The 15,061-nt window shown below is 64.2% G+C and carries 15 protein-coding genes; 8 read left to right on the forward strand and 7 right to left on the reverse strand.

Features of this window, described 5'->3' with window-relative positions; all coding sequences use genetic code 11:
• Positions 1-85 precede the first annotated feature (85 nt).
• Together glyS and J0I79_RS31140 are read left to right on the forward strand one after the other, a co-directional pair.
• The gene (gene glyS, locus J0I79_RS31135) at positions 86-2,317 is read left to right on the forward strand and encodes a glycine--tRNA ligase subunit beta (protein WP_292868673.1); all 2,232 of its coding nucleotides are present in this window, start codon (positions 86-88) and stop codon (positions 2,315-2,317) included.
• A 153-nt stretch (positions 2,318-2,470) separates the two neighbouring features.
• Positions 2,471-2,821, forward strand: coding sequence for an ATPase (locus tag J0I79_RS31140; RefSeq protein WP_292868676.1), 351 nt, complete (start codon positions 2,471-2,473; stop codon positions 2,819-2,821).
• A gap of 76 nt (positions 2,822-2,897) precedes the next feature.
• Here J0I79_RS31140 and J0I79_RS31145 read toward each other — a convergent pair whose 3' ends face one another.
• Both J0I79_RS31145 and J0I79_RS31150 read right to left on the reverse strand, forming a co-directional pair.
• Positions 2,898-3,287, reverse strand: coding sequence for a hypothetical protein (locus J0I79_RS31145; protein WP_292868679.1), 390 nt, complete (start codon positions 3,285-3,287; stop codon positions 2,898-2,900).
• Between the two features lie 166 nt (positions 3,288-3,453).
• Positions 3,454-3,894 carry a hypothetical protein gene (locus J0I79_RS31150; protein WP_292868682.1) on the reverse strand — a complete coding sequence of 147 codons (441 nt, stop codon included), beginning with the start codon at positions 3,892-3,894 and terminating at the stop codon, positions 3,454-3,456.
• A 177-nt stretch (positions 3,895-4,071) separates the two neighbouring features.
• On the opposite strand from J0I79_RS31150, the gene J0I79_RS31155 reads away from it, so the two are divergent.
• The 3 genes from J0I79_RS31155 to J0I79_RS31165 all read left to right on the forward strand — a co-directional run bounded on the left by J0I79_RS31155 (position 4,072) and on the right by J0I79_RS31165 (position 7,238).
• Positions 4,072-5,046 carry an L-threonylcarbamoyladenylate synthase gene (locus tag J0I79_RS31155; RefSeq protein WP_292868685.1) on the forward strand — a complete coding sequence of 325 codons (975 nt, stop codon included), beginning with the start codon at positions 4,072-4,074 and terminating at the stop codon, positions 5,044-5,046.
• A 10-nt stretch (positions 5,047-5,056) separates the two neighbouring features.
• Complete coding sequence (locus tag J0I79_RS31160; protein WP_292868688.1) at positions 5,057-6,487, forward strand: FAD-binding oxidoreductase; 1,431 nt, start codon at positions 5,057-5,059, stop codon at positions 6,485-6,487.
• A 184-nt stretch (positions 6,488-6,671) separates the two neighbouring features.
• On the forward strand, positions 6,672-7,238 hold the full coding sequence (locus tag J0I79_RS31165; protein WP_292868691.1) for a DUF6101 family protein: 567 nt from the start codon (positions 6,672-6,674) through the stop codon (positions 7,236-7,238).
• 234 nt (positions 7,239-7,472) lie between these two features.
• Here the strand turns inward: J0I79_RS31165 and ubiA are convergent, their stop codons facing one another.
• From ubiA to J0I79_RS31180, 3 genes are read right to left on the reverse strand one after another with little or no spacing between them, the layout of a single operon-like run.
• Positions 7,473-8,456: a 4-hydroxybenzoate octaprenyltransferase gene (gene ubiA, locus J0I79_RS31170; RefSeq protein WP_292868715.1), complete on the reverse strand. Its 984-nt coding sequence runs from the start codon at positions 8,454-8,456 to the stop codon at positions 7,473-7,475.
• Positions 8,457-8,487: 31 nt separating this feature from the next.
• Positions 8,488-9,045, reverse strand: coding sequence for a GNAT family N-acetyltransferase (locus J0I79_RS31175; RefSeq protein WP_292868694.1), 558 nt, complete (start codon positions 9,043-9,045; stop codon positions 8,488-8,490).
• A gap of 49 nt (positions 9,046-9,094) precedes the next feature.
• Positions 9,095-10,006 carry a LysR family transcriptional regulator gene (locus J0I79_RS31180; protein ID WP_292868697.1) on the reverse strand — a complete coding sequence of 304 codons (912 nt, stop codon included), beginning with the start codon at positions 10,004-10,006 and terminating at the stop codon, positions 9,095-9,097.
• A 90-nt stretch (positions 10,007-10,096) separates the two neighbouring features.
• On the opposite strand from J0I79_RS31180, the gene J0I79_RS31185 reads away from it, so the two are divergent.
• Both J0I79_RS31185 and purD read left to right on the forward strand, forming a co-directional pair.
• Positions 10,097-10,918, forward strand: a complete 822-nt coding sequence (locus tag J0I79_RS31185) for a phytanoyl-CoA dioxygenase family protein (RefSeq protein ID WP_292868700.1) — start codon at positions 10,097-10,099, stop codon at positions 10,916-10,918.
• 157 nt (positions 10,919-11,075) lie between these two features.
• Positions 11,076-12,353, forward strand: coding sequence for a phosphoribosylamine--glycine ligase (purD, locus tag J0I79_RS31190; RefSeq protein ID WP_292868703.1), 1,278 nt, complete (start codon positions 11,076-11,078; stop codon positions 12,351-12,353).
• Positions 12,354-12,368: 15 nt separating this feature from the next.
• On the opposite strand, the gene J0I79_RS31195 is transcribed toward purD, so the two are convergent.
• Together J0I79_RS31195 and J0I79_RS31200 are read right to left on the reverse strand one after the other, a co-directional pair.
• Complete coding sequence (locus J0I79_RS31195) at positions 12,369-13,526, reverse strand: glycoside hydrolase family 25 protein (protein WP_292868706.1); 1,158 nt, start codon at positions 13,524-13,526, stop codon at positions 12,369-12,371.
• Positions 13,527-13,614: 88 nt separating this feature from the next.
• Positions 13,615-13,851, reverse strand: coding sequence for a hypothetical protein (locus tag J0I79_RS31200; protein WP_292868709.1), 237 nt, complete (start codon positions 13,849-13,851; stop codon positions 13,615-13,617).
• Positions 13,852-14,054: 203 nt separating this feature from the next.
• Between J0I79_RS31200 and J0I79_RS31205 the strand changes: the two genes are divergently transcribed.
• Positions 14,055-15,061, forward strand: a 1,007-nt coding sequence (locus tag J0I79_RS31205) for an acyl-CoA dehydrogenase family protein (protein ID WP_292868712.1), incomplete at its 3' end; no start/stop codon positions are given.

The following is a 15,061-nucleotide window of genomic DNA, read 5'->3' on the forward strand; positions in this document are numbered from 1 at the left end:
TTGCGGAATGCGGGGTAGAAGGGTGACAGCGGCCAGCCGAGTTGCTATGCCCCGCGCGGACCATTTTGCCGCGTGAGCCCCGACCATGCCTGACCTGCTTCTAGAACTTCGCTCGGAAGAAATCCCCGCCCGCATGCAGCGCAAGGCGGCGGGCGATCTCCGGAAGATGCTGACCGATGGTCTGGTCGAGGCTGGCCTGACCTATGAAGCGGCGCGCGAGTACTGGACCCCGCGGCGCCTCACGCTCGATATCCGTGGCCTCACCGCGCGCTCGAAGGATATTCGCGAGGAGATCAAAGGGCCGTCGACATCGGCGCCTGAGCAGGCCGTTCAGGGCTTCCTGCGCAAGGCCGGGCTGGCGTCGATCGCCGAGGCGCATGTCCATTCCGACCCGAAGAAGGGCGATTTTTACGTCGCCCATATTTCGAAGCCGGGCAGGGCAGCGGAGGAGATCATCGCCGGGCTGGTGCCTGATATCATCCGCAATTTCCCCTGGCCGAAGTCGATGCGTTGGGGTCCGGCTTCCGCCAGGCCGGGCTCGCTGCGCTGGGTGCGGCCGCTGCAATCGATCCTGTGCACCTTCGGTCCGGAGACCGAGGAGCCGGTGGTGGTCGATTTCGAGATCGACGGCATCCGCTCCGGCAATGTCACCTACGGCCATCGTTTCCTGGCGCCTGGCGAAATCACCGTGCGCCGCTTCGACGATTATGTGGGGAAGCTGGAAGCCGCGAAGGTCGTGCTCGACGCCGACCGCCGCAAGGAGATCATTCTGGCCGACGCCCGCAACCTCGCTTTCGCCAACGGGCTCGACCTGGTCGAGGACGAAGGCCTGCTGGAAGAAGTGTCGGGGCTGGTCGAGTGGCCTGTCGTGCTGATGGGCGAGTTCGAGCAGGACTTTCTCGCCATTCCGCCCGAAGTGATCCGGCTGACCATCCGCGCCAACCAGAAGTGCTTTGTCTCGCGCCCGCAAGGCGAGAGCGAGACGCTTTCCAACCACTTCCTGCTGACCGCCAACATCGAGGCCAGGGATGGCGGCAGGGAGATCGCGCACGGCAACGGCAAGGTGGTGCGCGCGCGCCTTTCCGACGCGCTCTATTTCTGGAAAACCGACCAGGGCGATCTGCCGGACCTCGACCAGCTCGAGGCATCGGCGCAGAAATTCGGGCTCGACCTGAAGAAGCCGCTCGACCAGCGCATGGCCCGTCTCGACCACCTTAACGTGACCTTCCACGCCAAGCTCGGCACGCAGGGCGAGCGGGTGGAGCGGATCAAGCGGCTGGCCGAGGAACTGGCGCCGATCGTCGGTTCCGACACAGCGTTGGCAAACCGCGCCGCAGTTCTCGCCAAGGCCGATCTCACCACTGAAGTGGTCGGTGAGTTCCCCGAGCTCCAGGGCGCCATGGGCCGCAAATACGCGCTGCTGCAGGGCGAGCAGCCGTCCGTCGCGGTTGCCATCGAAGAGCACTACAAGCCGCAAGGCCCGTCCGACTATGTGCCGACTGATCCGGTTTCGGTCGCTGTGGCTTTGGCAGACAAGCTGGACACGTTGATCGGGTTCTGGGCGATTGATGAGAAGCCTACGGGATCGAAGGACCCCTATGCATTGCGTCGAGCAGCGCTGGGCGTTGTTAGACTGATGCTGGAGAATGGAACGCTGCTGCCCCTTCTTCCTGTCATTGCCGAACAACGAAAGATCATTGAAGACCAGATCGATGACATGCACGCCAGGGAGCAGGCCAAGTCGGGCGCTGATCATGCGCGTGCACGTGGCCATCTTGGGGACGGAAAGTCCGTGGATAGAGACCTCCTCGCCTTCTTCCACGATCGCCTCAAAGTCTACCTCCGCGATCAGGGCGCCCGTCATGATCTCATCGACGCGGTCATCACGCCGCAATCGGATGACCTCCTGCAGATCGTGCGGCGCGTCGAGGCACTCAGCTCCTTCCTCGACACCGAGGATGGCAGGAATCTGCTCGCCGGCACCAAGCGCGCGGCCAACATCCTGGCCGCCGAGGAGAAGAAGAAAACGCTGGTCGCCCCAACTGTTGAGCCGGTGTTGCTTCGCGAAGAGGCCGAGAAATCGCTGTTCGCGGCGGTGAATCAGGCTGAGAAGGAAGCCGGCGAAGCGATTCAAAAGGAAGATTTTTCCGGCGCCATGCTGGCGCTTAGCGTTCTGCGCGAGCCGGTTGATTCATTCTTTGAACGCGTTCTCGTGAATGATGAGAACCACGAGGTGCGCGCCAATCGTCTTGCGCTGCTCGCCCGCATCCGCACGGCGACCGACCAGGTGGCGGACTTTTCCAGGATCGCCGGCTGACCCTCTTTTCGAGCTACGATCTGGCTTGGAAAAACCGGGGCTCAGCCCGGTAAAAAAATTCTTAAGGCCGGCCGTTCGAGCCGGCTTACAGTCATATGGCGATGATCTCTCCGTGGCAAAAAGGACATGTTCCCCAAACCAACGGAGGCTTCCATGAATTCCGATCACGAAATCGAAGTGACTGAAGAAACCTCGGGCCACGCCGAGACGCTTGAATCCGCTTCCGAAACCGACCACGCCGCCGCCGCGGCGGTCGAGGCCGCCGATCATTCCGAAGACGAGGACGGCGACGAAGAACATGGCGACCACGAGGACGGCGAGGAATCCGACGAGGACGACGCCGAAGCCGCGGCGCATTCCGAGGACGATGAAGACGAAGAAGATGAGGACGAGGACGAAGACGACGCCGATCACGCCGTGAAGGCTGAAGGCGACGACGCCGAGGACGAAGAAGAATCCGAGGACGGCGAGTCCGAAGAAGACGACAAGGAAGAAGCAGCCTGAGATTTCAATCCGGTCCTGTCGAAAGGAAAGGGCGGCGCATCAACGCCGCCCTTTCTCTTTCCTGATACCGGCCCGATCAGTTCTCGAGGATGCTGACGCGCACGCTGTTCTCGTAGACATCGACCCGGATCAGCGGCTCGCCGTTGACGATGGCGCGTTTGGTCGAGGCGCTCATCGCGCCGGGCCGCTCCAGCATGCGCTGCAGGTCGGCGCGCTCGTCATTGGTCGTGAACCAGGAATCGCCCTCGTCGTCGCTGTCGCGGCGATGGAACTTGTGCCAGTTGGCCCGGTCCTGCCGCACCATCTGCGCCGCGCTGTCCAGCGCATAGCCGTCGCTCGCCTGATGATCCCGCTCGGAGATGCGCGCGACATAGGATCCCAGCATGCTGTCGGCATGGGCCGCACTGGCGCCAAGCAGCGACGCCAGCAGAAGTCCGGCCAGCGTGACGGTTCTGGATGCTTTCATGATCAAACCCCCGTTGAACGACGAATTCCATCTGCCAGAGCCGCTTGGCCAAATTCGGGCGGCGTCACCGGCCTGCGATGCCAAGTCGAACTCGCGCGGCGATGGTGCGCCGGGTGCCGGAGCGCCGTCAAGCCGTCGCTGGCTCAGCAAGCCACGAGGCTCGCCTCTACTTGACCTTGCCGACCCCGGAAGCAGGCATCGGCGCGGCCGACGATGTCGCGGGCTTCTTCTGCGCGCCAGATGGCGGCGTGGCCGAAGCGGTGGCCTTGGCAGGGGTAGGAGCGGGCGTTGTCGTGGCGGCGGGTGCCTTGCCCTGTGCCGGCACCGAGAAGGCGCTGCCGACGACGCCGCCGCGAATGACCACCGGGCCTGCAACCAGACCGTGCCGTGTTTCGGTTTCGCCCGGGATCGCCGAGACTTTCTCATAGGTAACGTCGGGCTCACCGAGCGCCACGACGGAGACCACATCGCTCGTCCCGGTATCGATCGCCTTCAGCGCCAGGATGGACGGCGTCGAGGCCGGCGCGCCGGGGAAAACCAGTGACGAGGCCTGGGCCTCGCAAGTCAATGTCGCCAGGGTGATCCCCAGCACAATACGCAAAAACACCTGTATCGCTCCCCTTTGCCCCGAGACCGCGATGATAGCGCGCCGGAATTGATACCGGCTTTCGCGCAAACCTAGCATTTTAGGCATTGATAAATCGCCAAGACGCTTTCTGGCCGGAAGCCGGCTTGCCCAACAGCCGTCATCGTATTACGCACCGGCATCCGAGAGGTGACGAGAGTGGCTGAGATTCTTGCCGTCGGCGAGGCAATGGAACCGGCATTGGCGCTGCTTGGCGGCGGCGACGTCGTGGCCATTCCGACGGAGACGGTCTATGGCCTTGCCGGTGACGCCACCAACGGCATTGGCGTGGCGCGCATCTTCGAGGCCAAGGGCCGGCCGCGCTTCAATCCGCTGATCGCTCATGTCGCCGACATGGCGATGGCCGAGCGCATCGCCGTCTTCGATCCGCTGTCGAGGAAGCTGGCGCACGCCTTCTGGCCCGGTCCGCTGACCCTGGTGCTGCCGCAGCGGCCCGGCAACGGCATCCATCCGCTGGTCACGGCCGGGCTCGACACGATTGCGCTGCGCATGCCTCGGGGTTTCGGCGGCGACCTCATCGCCAGACTCGGCCGGCCGCTCGCCGCGCCGAGCGCCAATTCATCGGGCAGGATCAGTGCCACGACCGCACAGGCGGTGGCTGCGGATCTCGGCGCGCGCATCAGGCTGGTGGTCGATGGCGGCGCCACGCCGGTCGGGCTGGAATCGACCATCGTCAAGGTCGAAGGCAACAGCTTGCGGCTGCTTCGGCCGGGTGGCGTCGCGGCCGGGGAGATCGAGGCGCTCATCGGCATGGCGTTGTTGCGCGGCGGGACCGCCGGCGTGGAGGCGCCGGGGATGCTCGCCTCGCACTATGCGCCGGGGGCGGCGGTGCGGCTCGACGCCGGCACGGTCGGCAGGGACGAAGCATTGCTTGCCTTTGGTCGCGAGCGTGCGCAAGGCTGGCAACACGCCGCCGCTTTCCTCAACCTCTCCGAAACCGGCGACCTGCGCGAAGCGGCGAGCAATCTTTTCGCCTACATGCAGCAACTCGACCGCAGCGGCGCGCGCACCATCGCGGTCGAGCCAATTCCCCATGAGGGACTTGGCGAAGCCATCAACGACCGGCTCTCGCGTGCCGCCGCTCCACGTGACAACCTGCTTCCGCCAACATAGTTTTCCCGACATGACCGATACCGTCCGCACACTCGATCCCGCCCTCATCGACCAGTTCGCGGCGATCGTCGGCGAAAAATACGCATTGCGCGATGAGCAGGACATCGCGCCCTATCTCATGGAGCGGCGTGGGCTCTGGCATGGCGCCACGTCGCTGGTGCTGCGGCCGGGCAGCGTCGACGAGGTCAGCCGCATCATGCGGCTGGCGACGGAGACCGGAACGCCGGTCGTCCCGCAAAGCGGAAACACCGGACTGGTCGGAGCCCAGGTACCGGACGGATCCGGCCGCGAGATCGTCCTGTCGCTGTCGCGGCTGAACCGCATCCGTGAAATCGACGTCCTGTCGAACACGGTAACCGTCGAGGCCGGCGTCATCCTGCAGACGCTGCAGGAGGCAGCCGACGCCGCCGGCCGGCTGTTTCCGCTGTCGCTCGCCGCGCAAGGGTCCTGCCAGATCGGCGGCAACCTTTCTTCCAACGCCGGCGGCACCGGCGTGCTGGCCTATGGCAATGCGCGCGAACTCTGCCTCGGCGTCGAGGTGGTGCTGCCGACGGGCGAGGTCTTCGACGATCTGCGCAAGCTGAAGAAGGACAACACCGGCTACGATTTGAAGAATCTCTTCGTCGGCGCCGAAGGCACGCTCGGCATCATCACCGCCGCCGTGCTGAAACTGTTCCCCAAGCCGAAGGGACGCGAGGTCGCCTTCGTCGGTCTGTCCTCGCCCGAGGCGGCCCTTTCCCTGTTCAGCCTGGCCATGGACCGCGCCGGCGCTTCGCTCACCGCCTTCGAACTGATCGGCAAGCGGCCTTACGATTTCACGCTCAGGCATGGGCAAGGTGTCGTGCGGCCACTGGCCGATGACTGGCCCTGGTACGTCCTGATGCAGGTTTCCTCCGGCCGCTCGGAAGCCGACGGCCGGGCGCTGATCGAGGAGGTGCTGGCGGACGGTCTCGAGCAAGGCATCGTCAGGGATGCGGTGATCGCGGCGAGCCTTGCCCAGGGCGACGCTTTCTGGAATTTCCGCGAGACGCTGCCCGAATGCCAGAAGCCGGAGGGCGCCTCGATCAAGCACGACATTTCGGTGCCGATCGCATCGATCCCGCGTTTCATTGAAGAGGCGGCCGGCGTGGTGGCGTCAGTCAGCGCCGGTGCCCGTGTGGTCTGCTTCGGCCATATGGGCGACGGCAATCTCCACTACAACATTTCACGGCCCGTCGATGGCGACGATGAGGCGTTTCTCGCCCTCTATCATCCCATGAACAAGGCGGTGCACGATGTCGTGCGGTCCTTCCATGGATCGATCTCGGCCGAGCACGGAATCGGCCAGCTGAAGCGCGACGAACTGATCGCCACCGCGCCGCCGATGGCCATCGATCTGATGCGCCGGGTGAAAGCCGCCTTCGATCCGGCCGGCATCATGAATCCCGGTAAGGTTATCTGATCCTTTCAAGATCTTGTGCCTGGTGGCATTCCGATAACCATCCCTGAGATCAGCAAAATTTAACCGACTTTCTTAAGCGGGGCGGTAAGGAGCCCGCGCTACTGTTTGCCCATAACGAGGCCGGGAAAACTGGCCCGGAGAGAACCGGACACCGGCTCTCAGGAGACAGACAGGAAGGCACTCTATGAACACTGGACTGAAGCCAGTCTGGGCGGGACGCAACATGCGCCTCGACCCATTCCGCCTGCCGCAGGTGGTTAGCTACGCCACGCGCGACGACTATGGCGATGTGACCTTCACAATCGACCAGCGCGGCGCCGTGATCCGGCGCATGCTGGAGATGAGCGGCGTGCCGGCGATCATCGCTCTGCCCGCCAATGCGTTTCGCGGCGTTGCCGCCCGCGCCATGGAAGATCCGGAGGGTAACGTCACGGTGACCCTGGAACTTCTCCACAACGACCCGATGCTGTCGGTGCCGCTGCTGGTGGCCGACGACCTTGAGGATGTCGCCGCCGACTGGCGCGCCTGGGCCGACGCTTACCGCCTGCCGATGCTGCTGATCGAAGCGGATGGCGTCGCGCGCACGCTGGAGGAATCGCTCGGCGCGGCCATCAAGACGCTGCCGCCGCAGGATCGCCGCAAGGGCCGCATCTCGAACATGCGCCGTCCGCGCTTCCTCGCCCGCCGCAGAACCGGCGACCTTGGCCTGAGGCTGGTCATCGACGGCCAGGAGATCATTTCAAGGGAGTAGGCAGAGCGCTTTTCCTTCTCCCCTTGTGGGAGAAGGTGGCCTCGCGAAGCGAGGTCGGATGAGGGGTGTTCCAGGGAACGCTAGACTCTTTGTTTTACGCAATTCCGGACGGAAAACCGTTTCACACTTTTCCTGGAATTGCTTTAACGCCTCACTCCGCTGGAACACCCCTCATCCGTCTTGGCGCTGCGCGCCAATCCACCTTCTCCCACAAGGGGAGAAGGAAAAACGAGACTACACCAGCGGCTTCAGCGCCACCCACAGCGCGCCGCCGATCAGGCCGAGGAAGATCAGCCAGCCGACCTGGTTGTTCGACCGGAACAGCCGCAGGCATTGGTCGGGATTGTTGATGTCGAGGACGGCGATCTGCCTGGCCATGTGGGCGCCGGCGGCAATCAGCCCGGCCAGCGCCACCACCGGAGCCTGCGCCGCCGCGAAGGCGATGGCGAAGCAGATCAGCGTGCCGCCATAGAGCCCGGCCAGCCACGCCTTGGTGTTGTCGCCGAACAGCCGCGCCGTCGAACGCACGCCGACGATGGCGTCGTCTTCCTTGTCCTGGTGCGCATAGATCGTGTCGTAGCCGATCACCCAAAGGATCGAGCCGATATAGAGCATGACGGCCGGTCCATCGATGTCGCCGAACTCGACCGCCCAGCCCATCAGCGCGCCCCAGGAAAAGGCAAGGCCGAGAAACAGCTGTGGCCAGTTGGTGATACGCTTCATGAATGGATAGACGGCGACGATCACCAGCGAGCAGATGCCGAGCAGGACGGCGAAGCTGTTGAACTGCAGGAGTGCCGCCAACCCCACGAGCGCCTGCAGGACGAGAAACAGCCACGCCCGCCGCCGCGTGGTCTGGCCGGAAGGCAGCGGCCGCGAGCGGGTGCGTTCGACCTGGTTGTCGATGTTCTCATCGACGATGTCGTTGTAGGTGCAGCCCGCGCCGCGCATGGCGATGGCGCCGATCAGGAACAGCACCAGATAGAGCGGCGCCGGCAAGAGCGACAGCAGCGGGTCGCCCGGGCGCGGATAGGCGCTCGCGGCAAGTGCCGCCGACCACCAGCACGGCCACAGCAGCAATTGCCAGCCTATCGGCCGGTCCCAGCGCGCGAGCTGCGCATAGGGCCATATCCAGCGCGGCAGGACGCGATAGACCCAATGGCCGTTGGGCGCATCGGCGACACGGCCCTGGGCCGCCTTCGACTGGATTGTTTCCATGCCCATGGAGTGGCAGCAGCGCGGTCGGGCGTCAAGGCCGCTCGTCCGCGGTGTCAGGCATGCGTCCTTGGAACCGCAGGTACCAGAACAGCGCTATCTCCTGGCCTCGCGGATCAAGACCCCGATAGAGCAGGCGGTCGATGCCGCCGAGTTCGAAGCCATAGCGCTCGTAGAAGCGGCATGCGGCAATGTTATTGTTCTGAGTTTCGAGCGTGATCCCGGTGAGACCTTCGGTGCGGCTCCATTTGACACAGGCGTCCATCAGCAGGCGCCCGACACCCGCGCCGCGATAGGCTGCGTCAACGGCGATATCGTCGATCAGCCCGTAATTGTTCCAGTTGCGGCTGATCATGGCTCGTCCGATGGGCACTTGATCATCCAGGGCCAGGAACAGCGCCTCGCTCTCGTTCTCGCTTTCAGGGTTAGTGGCACGATAGTCCTTTCGGTAGGCCGGAACGACAGTGGAGGGCCACTGCGCCACCGGTTGGCCGAATGTCGGCTCATGGAACGCTTCGACGACGAAGCTGAAGTCCCGATCCTCGACAGTATTGGCCAAAGCGGCATCCGCTCGCTTGATCAGAATGGTCATGTTGGGCTCCGTGGCCGATAAGGGTCAGGGGACCTTTGGCACAGCCATTTCACGATGCGAAGATGTCGCGCGTGGCGAACCAAGCCTTCGCCACGTCGACAAATGCCAGCGCCGCATTCGTCACCCGCTGATGCGTGTCGTAGGTGAGGATGATCCGCTGCATCGGGAGGGGATCAGACAGCGGTTTGCAGACCAGGGGCAGGCCGTCATAACTGCGATCGCCATGCGGACGGGTGTAGCTGACCGCGACGCCGAACCCGTTCGCCACCATGCTGCGCTGGAGTTCGAACGAACTCGTCGCCCGGTCCGCCACAGGCGAGAGGCCGCGGCCGCGGAACAGGTCGAGCATATGCTGCCAGCTTTGCGGCTGGTCGGTCGTGATCAGCGGGTAGGCGGCGAGTTCCGCGAGGCTGACCTCGGTTCGGTCCGCCAATGCATGGCCTGCCGGCAGCAGTGCGTGCGGCTTGAGTTTGTGCAGCAGGATACGGGCGAAATGCGAGGGCAGGCCGAGATCGTAGCTGAGGCCGAGATCAATGGCCGCGTCGGCCAGGCGCCGTCCGACCGTCTCGAAAGTCTCATCGCGCACCACGACGGAGACGTCTGGATGGCGTTCGGAAAAGGCGCGGATCAGGCCCGGTGCGAAATAGGGCGCCAAGTCCTCGAAACAGCCGAGCACCAGTTCGCCGCTGACCGCCGACTTGGCTGACCCGAGGTCGGCCAGTTCTTCCACTTCGGCGAGGACCTGTCTTGCCTTCGCGATCACGGCACGGCCAAAGGAGGTAGGGGAAACGCCGCTGCCGCGCTGGCGAACGAAAAGCTTCTGGCCGAAATCCTTTTCGATGGCGTCGATCGCTACCGAAACCGAAGGCTGCGAGATGTTCAGCGCCCTGGCCGCGCCGGTGACGCTGCCGTGCCGGGCCACGGCGACCAGATAACGCAATTGGGTAAGCGTGAGGCTCATAGTCAAAAACTATCTGTCAGATGAGAAGTTATTATTTTACTGAATGAAGTGCCGCTGCGATAGTCCGCCTGATCCTGAAAGGAGGACATCATGGCTTCCCAAGCTGCCGTCAGCGCAACCGACACCGACATCATCGACGCCCAGACGATCGCCGACTACCAGCGCGACGGCGCCGTCTGCATCCGTGGCGCTTTCAAGGGGTGGGTCGACACCATCGCCGCCGGCATCGAGCGCAACATGCAGAACCGCAGTGCAACCGCGTCCGACATAGCCAATGGCCGGGGCAGCTTTTTCGACGATTACTGCAACTGGGAACGCATCCCCGAATTCGTGCAGGTGGTGCGCGAATCGCCGGCCGCCGAGCTGGCGGCGGCGGTGATGCGGTCGCGCACGGCGCAGTTCTTCCACGACCACGTGCTGGTCAAGGAACCCGGTACGCAGAAGCCGACGCCCTGGCACCAGGACATCCCCTATTACTTCGTCGACGGCCAGCAGACGGTCAGCTTCTGGATTCCCATCGACCCCGTGAAGGAGGCGACGCTGCGCCTGATCGCCGGCTCGCACAAATGGGACAAGATGATCCTGCCCGTGCGCTGGCTCGACGACAGCAATTTCTACGCAGGCGAAGGCGACTATCTGCCGGTGCCCGATCCCGACAAGGACCCGTCGCTGAAGGTGCTGGAATGGGAGATGGAGCCGGGTGACGCCATCCTGTTCGACTTCCGCACCGCGCATGGCGCGCGCGGCAACCTGACCGCGGCCCGTCGCCGGGCATTGTCGCTGCGCTGGGTGGGCGACGATGCCCACTATGTCGAGCGCCCCGGCCGCACCTCGCCGCCCTATCATGGCCATGGCATGCAGCCGGGTCAGAAATTGCGCGAGGACTGGTTCCCGGTGATTTACCCCGGTTGAAACGAGAGGCCAGAAAGTCGGCGGCGGCATGCGCCGCCGACTTTCGGCTGGGATAACGTTCCCGTGCGCAATTCCGGTCAAAACACCCTGATGCCTTGACCCGTCGCCCAGAGAGCAATAGCGGGTTCTCTCAAAGGGACAGCATCACGAGGTGGCCATGAACGTTCTTCTTCTCGGCTCTGGCGGCCGCGAACATGCGCTCGCCTGGAAGATTGCCGCGTCGCCGCTGCTTACAAAACTCTACGCGGCTCCCGGCAATCCGGGCATCGGCAGCGAGGCCGAACTGGTGAAGCTGGACATTGCCGACCATGCCGCCGTCGCCGCCTTCTGCCGCGACAAGAAAATCGACCTCGTCGTCGTCGGCCCGGAGGGACCGCTGGTCGCGGGCATTGCGGATGATCTGCGCGCCGAAAACATCCGCGTCTTCGGGCCATCCAAGGCTGCGGCGCGCCTGGAAGGTTCGAAGGGCTTCACCAAGGACCTCTGCGCCCGCTACGACATCCCGACAGCCGCCTACGGCCGTTTCAGCGATCTGGCCTCGGCGAAAGCCTATGTCGAGAAGGCCGGCGCCCCGATCGTCATCAAGGCCGACGGCCTCGCCGCCGGCAAAGGCGTCACGGTCGCTATGACGCTCGATGAGGCGCGTTCGGCGCTGGAAGCCTGTTTCGAAGGCTCCTTCGGCGCCGCCGGGGCGGAAGTGGTGATCGAGGAATTCATGACCGGCGAGGAGGCAAGCTTCTTCTGCCTCTGCGACGGCACCACCGCTTTGCCTTTCGGCACCGCGCAGGATCACAAGCGTGTCGGCGATAGCGATGTCGGTCCCAACACCGGGGGCATGGGCGCCTATTCGCCGGCTCCTGTGATGACGCCTGAAATGATCGAGCGCACCATGCGCGAAATCATCGAGCCGACTATGCGCGGCATGGCCGAGCTCGGCGCGCCATTCGCCGGCATTCTGTTCGCCGGGCTGATGATCACTGAAAAGGGGCCGAAGCTGATCGAGTACAACACCCGTTTCGGCGATCCGGAATGCCAGGTGCTGATGATGCGGCTGAAGGACGACCTGCTGGTGCTGCTCAATGCGGCGACCGACGGCCAACTCGCGCATACCTCGGTGCGCTGGCGCGATGAGGCGGCACTTACCGTGGTGATGGCGGCGAGGGGCTATCCCGGAACGCCCGAAAAAGGATCCGTCATCCGCGGCGTCGAGGATGCCGCGGGCGAGGGCGTTCAGATATTCCATGCCGGCACCGCCATGAATGGCGGCGCGCTGGTCGCCAATGGCGGCCGTGTGCTGAATATCACGGCGACCGGCGCCACCGTCGGCGAGGCGCAGAAGCGGGCTTATGCCGCGCTCGACCGCATCGACTGGCCTGACGGTTTCTGCCGCCGCGACATAGGCTGGCAGGCCGTGGCGCGCGAACAGACGGGCTGACGTTCCGACCGTCGGCTATCGCTGACCGGAATCGAGTTCGGTGGACGCGGTGCTGACCGGGTCGGCTGCCGCGGCAAAAGCCGCATCGAGCTGCGCGGGCGAGCGCTGACCGCCCCGTTTCCAGGCGACATACTGGACGATGCCGAAGCCCGGCCGGCGCGGCACGGTCTTCACGACAGGCATGCGGAACCCGTCGCTGAATTTCGACCAGCGCGAACCCAGCACCGCGACCATTTCCTCGAAAGTCGGCGGCGTCGCCACATCGGCATAGGTGATGGTGACCTTGCCGGCCAGGGCGGCCTCCCGCGACAGCGGCACGGGAATGCTGGCAAGATAATCGGACGGCACGTCGATCAACCCGCCGAACGGCCATTGCTGGCGCAATGTCGCGGCATCGGTGGGCGCGACGTTGACGTCGATATCATCAGGCGTGCCGGCGACCCTGTAGGGGCAGCGGAAGCGGCCGCAATTGGCCTGCGCCGAAAACTGCCAGAGCGCATAGCCCTGCCAGTTGCCCATCGGGAAATGCACGTCGATGTCGGTCTTGTAGCGCGCGTACCAGAGCGGCAGTCGTGACAGGAGCCGGTACTTGTACCTGTTGTCGGCGATGTACTGGGCGGTCTTGCCGTTGGTGTAGAGCACCGGGAAGCGGCCGATGCGCCGATGCACCTGGCGCACGAACTCCTCCGCGTCGTCGAGCGACATCCATTGCGAGGGGTCGTTGCCTTCGATGTCGAGGGCGATCAGATCATCGGGCGCGGGATCGGCGAAATCGAGGAAATTATTGGCCTGCTCGACCGGGTTACCGGGCCGGGCAAGATGGTAGGCGCCCCATTTCATGCCGAGCGCCTTGGCAACCACCCTGCGCGTCTGGAACAGTTCGCGCGTTACCGCGTGGCGTTTCCAAAGTGCCTTGCAGAGTTTCACTTCGGTGTCGTTGCCGGAGCAGAAATAGGGCGGCGGCATGCCGTCGGAGGCCTTGTTGATGAAGGCCACGATACGCTTGTCGGTCGCAAGCTGCGCCCAGTCGATGGAATTGTACTCGTAGGCGTCGACCACCAAAGCGCGGTCGGCATTCTTCCACGGCTCGGAAAAGTCCGAGGCCTTTGCCGCCGTGCCCAGCACTATCGCCGCCGCGAGGGCGAAAAGCGCTTTACAGCGAAGAGAACGCACAATGCTCTTCAACAACGGAGTCCCCGTTGACCAAGGGCGAATCCTGAACTGCTATGGTTAAGGATTTCTTCCCGGCGAGTTGGCGAAGTCAGCGCCGACTGAACGGCGGAACGTCAAACGGATCCGGCGCCGGCTCCTGCTGCAGCGTGCCCTCGGCGGCGCGCTTGCGGTAATGGGCAAGCGAACATTTCGGCGAGCACAATATGCCGCGATCCGACCAGTAGGCTGCTCCGTTGGCCAAGTCGCCATGGTAGTGGGAGAACCCCGCGGCCCGGTAGGGCAGGCCGCATTCGATGCAGCGATAGGCGTCAGGTCTGGCAAGCATGGGAGCGTTCCGGTCGGCTTTTTCTGTGGCCGGTCGATTTGATCCGGCATCGGCTGAACTTAATACACGCCACCATGATTGCAAAATCCGCGTGACAAAATTTGACGTTTACGTAAAAAGAAGATGCATGGACCATGCAAAGGCGGATGGTTTGCGCCGGTGCTTGCCGATAGGGTTTGCCGCCGTTGAGGAGGAGAGAAAACATGTATCGGGCGCCGGTCGAGGATATCGCCTTTACGCTGAAGCACGTCGCCGGCATGAAGCCGGCGCTCGAGGCCGGCACCTTCGGCGATCTGGGCGAGGATCTGGTCGATGCGGTCCTGGGCGAGGCCGGCCGTTTTGCCACCGAGGAGGTCGCGCCGCTTTACAAGATTGGTGACGAACACGGCGCCGTGCTGGAAGACGCTGCCGTCACCACGCCGCCCGGCTGGAAGGACCTCTATCGCCGCTGGATCGATGGCGGCTGGAACGCGCTCTCCGGGCCGGAAGAGTATGGCGGCCAGGCTTTGCCGACCATGCTCGGCGTCGCCGCGCTCGAAATGTGGAATTCCGCCGCCATGGCCTTTGGGATCGGCCCGACGCTCACCATGGGTGCCGTCGAAGCGCTGGACAAGCATGCTTCGGAAGACCTCAAGGCGAAGTACCTCGCGAAACTTGTCTCGGGCGAGTGGATGGGCACGATGAACCTGACCGAGCCGCAGGCGGGCTCGGACCTTGCTGCCTTGCGCAGTCGCGCCGAGCCGGCCGGCGACGGCAGCTACCGCATCTTCGGCCAGAAGATATTTATCACCTATGGCGAGCACGATTTTACCGACAACATCATCCATCTGGTGCTGGCGCGGCTGCCGGACGCGCCTGCCGGCACGCGCGGCATTTCGCTGTTCCTGGTGCCGAAATTCCTGGTGCGCGACGATGGTTCGCTGGGCGCCCGCAACGACGTCTTCTGCTCCGGCCTCGAGCACAAGCTCGGCATTCACGCCTCGCCGACATGCACCATGATCTATGGCGACGGTTTCCAGGGTGCGAAGCCGGGCGCCATGGGCTGGCTGATCGGCGAGGAGAACAAGGGCCTGGCCTGCATGTTCACCATGATGAACAATGCCCGCCTCGCTGTCGGCATGCAGGGTGTCGCGGTGGCTGAAGCGGCCACCCAGAAGGCGGTCGCCTACGCCAATGAGCGCCGCCAGGGCAAGGCGGTGGACTATGCCGG

The organism is Mesorhizobium sp. (genome assembly GCF_017306585.1).
In the GTDB taxonomy this organism is placed as follows: Bacteria; Pseudomonadota; Alphaproteobacteria; order Rhizobiales; family Rhizobiaceae; genus Mesorhizobium.

Bases quoted from the DNA above. Each gene is read 5' to 3' on its own strand.
- purD (WP_292868703.1), top strand. From the start codon at position 11,076: ATGAACGTTCTTCTTCTCGGCTCTGGCGGCCGCGAACATGCGCTCGCC.
- glyS (WP_292868673.1), top strand. From the start codon at position 86: ATGCCTGACCTGCTTCTAGAACTTCGCTCGGAAGAAATCCCCGCCCGC.
- J0I79_RS31200 (WP_292868709.1), bottom strand. From the start codon at position 13,851: ATGCTTGCCAGACCTGACGCCTATCGCTGCATCGAATGCGGCCTGCCC.
- J0I79_RS31180 (WP_292868697.1), bottom strand. From the start codon at position 10,006: ATGAGCCTCACGCTTACCCAATTGCGTTATCTGGTCGCCGTGGCCCGG.
- J0I79_RS31160 (WP_292868688.1), top strand. From the start codon at position 5,057: ATGACCGATACCGTCCGCACACTCGATCCCGCCCTCATCGACCAGTTC.
- J0I79_RS31185 (WP_292868700.1), top strand. From the start codon at position 10,097: ATGGCTTCCCAAGCTGCCGTCAGCGCAACCGACACCGACATCATCGAC.
- J0I79_RS31140 (WP_292868676.1), top strand. From the start codon at position 2,471: ATGAATTCCGATCACGAAATCGAAGTGACTGAAGAAACCTCGGGCCAC.
- J0I79_RS31175 (WP_292868694.1), bottom strand. From the start codon at position 9,045: ATGACCATTCTGATCAAGCGAGCGGATGCCGCTTTGGCCAATACTGTC.
- J0I79_RS31145 (WP_292868679.1), bottom strand. From the start codon at position 3,287: ATGAAAGCATCCAGAACCGTCACGCTGGCCGGACTTCTGCTGGCGTCG.
- J0I79_RS31165 (WP_292868691.1), top strand. From the start codon at position 6,672: ATGAACACTGGACTGAAGCCAGTCTGGGCGGGACGCAACATGCGCCTC.
- ubiA (WP_292868715.1), bottom strand. From the start codon at position 8,456: ATGGAAACAATCCAGTCGAAGGCGGCCCAGGGCCGTGTCGCCGATGCG.